The organism is Micromonospora sp. D75, assembly GCF_018070405.1.
In the GTDB taxonomy this organism is placed as follows: domain Bacteria; phylum Actinomycetota; class Actinomycetes; order Mycobacteriales; family Micromonosporaceae; genus Micromonospora; species Micromonospora chalcea.
The window spans coordinates 1-2,372 of sequence record NZ_JAGPXV010000784.1 but is presented as its reverse complement, the minus strand read 5'-3'; the positions used below and the strand labels follow the sequence as shown (position 1 = coordinate 2,372).

Sequence of the window (2,372 nt, the reverse complement as noted above, 5' to 3'; positions counted from 1 at the left end):
ACCCGGCCGGCACCGTGCTGATCACCGGCGGCACGGGCGTGCTGGGCCGCATCCTGGCCCGCCACCTCGCCACCAGCCACGGCGTACGGCACCTGCTGCTGGCCGGGCGGCGCGGCGCGGCGGCCGAGGGGATCGGCGACCTGGTCGACGAACTCGCCGGCACCGGTACGGAGGTGACCGTCGCGGCCTGCGACGCCGCCGACCCCGAGGCCCTGTCGGCGCTGCTGGCCGGGGTGCCGGCAGCGCACCCGCTCACCGCCGTGGTGCACGCCGCCGGCGTCCTCGACGACGGCGTGCTGGAGTCGATGACCCCCGAACGCGTGGACGCGGTCGCCGTGCCGAAGATCGACGCCGCCTGGCACCTGCACCGCCTCACGGCCGACGCGAACCTCGCGGCCTTCGTCCTGTTCTCGTCGGCGGCGGCCACGCTGGGCAGCGCCGGCCAGTCCAACTACGCGGCGTCGAACGCCTTCCTCGACGCCCTCGCGGCGCACCGCCGGGCACGCGGGCTCGCCGGCATCTCGCTCGCCTGGGGCCTGTGGGCGCAGGCCAGCGGCATGACGGGCCACCTCGGCGGCGACGACGTGCGGCGGATGGCCGAGCAGGGCGCCACCGGCCTGGCCACCGAACAGGCGCTGGATCTCTTCGACGCCGCGTGGCGGCTCGACGCGGCAACCGTCCTGCCGATGCGCCTGGACGTCGGGACGCTGCGCGGGCAGGCGGAGACCGGCACCCTCGCGCCCATGCTCCGGGCCCTGGTCCGGGTGCCGCTGCGACGCTCCATGGACGCCACCGGTGCCCGCTCCGGCGGGGTGCAGCTCGGCCGGCGGCTCGCCGGACTGGCCGCCCCGGAGCGGCTCAAGGTGGTGCTCGACGTGGTACGCGCGAACAACGCCGCCGTCCTCGGCCACGCCGGCTCGGACGCGGTCGACCCGAACCGGCTCTTCACCGACCTGGGCTTCGACTCGCTCACCGCCGTCGACCTGCGCAACCGGCTCAACAGCCTGTCCGGCCTGCGGCTGCCGGCGACGCTCGTGTTCGACTACCCGACGCCGACGGCGCTCGCCGAGAAGCTGACGAGCGAGATCGCCGCCGACGCGGCGCCCTCCACCCAGCCGCTCTTCCAGGGCATCGACACGGTGGAGAGCCTGCTCACCGCCATCCCGCTCGACCCGGCGGCCCGCGCCCGGTTCACCGCCCGGATGCAGGACCTGCTCGCCAAGGCGTCCGACCTGGCGGCCGGGCCCGCCGTCGAACCGGACCGGCCAGACCTCGACTCGGCCAGCGACGACGAGATCTTCGACTTCATCAGCAAAGAGTTTGGAATCTCCTGAGATGACCAACCTTCGGACCGAGGCAGGGGCCACCCGATGAGCGACGACAAGCTGCGGTACTTCCTGAAGCGGGTGACAGCCGACCTGCACGACACCAAGCGCAAGCTGCAGACCGTCGAGGCCCGCGACCAGGAGCCGCTGGCCATCGTCTCGATGAGCTGCCGCTTCCCGGGTGGCGTGCGGTCGCCGGAGGACCTGTGGGAGCTTGTCGCCGACGGCCGGGACGCGCTCACCGAGTTCCCGGACGACCGGGGCTGGGACCTGGAGGCGCTCTACGACCCCGACCCGAACAAGCCGGGCAAGAGCTACACCCGCATCGGCGGGTTCCTCGACGGCGCCGGTGACTTCGACCCGTCCCTGTTCGGGATCTCGCCGCGTGAGGCCCTCGCCATGGACCCGCAGCAGCGGCTGCTGCTGGAGACGTCCTGGGAGGCCGTCGAGCGGGCCGGCATCGACCCGCTGTCGCTGCGCGGCAGCTCCACCGGTGTCTTCGTCGGGCTGAGCACCTCGAACTACGGCATGGGTCTGCCGAACGTGCCAGAGGGCGTCGACATGTACATCGGCACCGGCAACACCACGAGCGTGGCGTCCGGCCGGATCTCGTTCACCCTCGGCCTCAACGGCCCGGCCGTCACCGTGGACACCGCCTGCTCCTCCTCGCTGGTGGCCCTGCACCTCGCCGTGAACGCCCTGCGCCGCGGCGAGTGCGACCTGGCCATCGCCGGTGGCGTCACCGTCATGGTCACCCCCGGCGTGTTCGTCGTCTTCTCCCGGCAGCGCGGCATGTCCGTCGACGGCCGGTGCCGGGCCTTCGCGGCCGGCGCGGACGGCACCGGCTGGGGCGAGGGCGGCGGCGTGCTCGTCGTGGAGCGGCTGGCCGACGCCGAACGCAACGGCCACCCGGTCCTCGCCGTGCTGCGCGGCAGCGCCGTCAACCAGGACGGCGCCTCCAACGGGCTGACCGCCCCCAACGGCCCCTCTCAGCAGCGGGTCATCCGCCAGGCCCTCGCCAACGCCCGGCTCGGCTCCGCCGACGTC

General features: G+C 73.9%; 2 protein-coding genes. Both read left to right on the top strand.

Annotated elements, in window-relative coordinates; all coding sequences use genetic code 11:
* Positions 1-1,334: beta-ketoacyl reductase (locus KBX39_RS28985; protein ID WP_210873587.1), on the top strand; the 1,334-nt coding region annotated here is incomplete at its 5' end.
* 36 nt (positions 1,335-1,370) lie between these two features.
* Positions 1,371-2,372: beta-ketoacyl synthase N-terminal-like domain-containing protein (locus KBX39_RS28980; RefSeq protein WP_210873586.1), on the top strand; the 1,002-nt coding region annotated here is incomplete at its 3' end.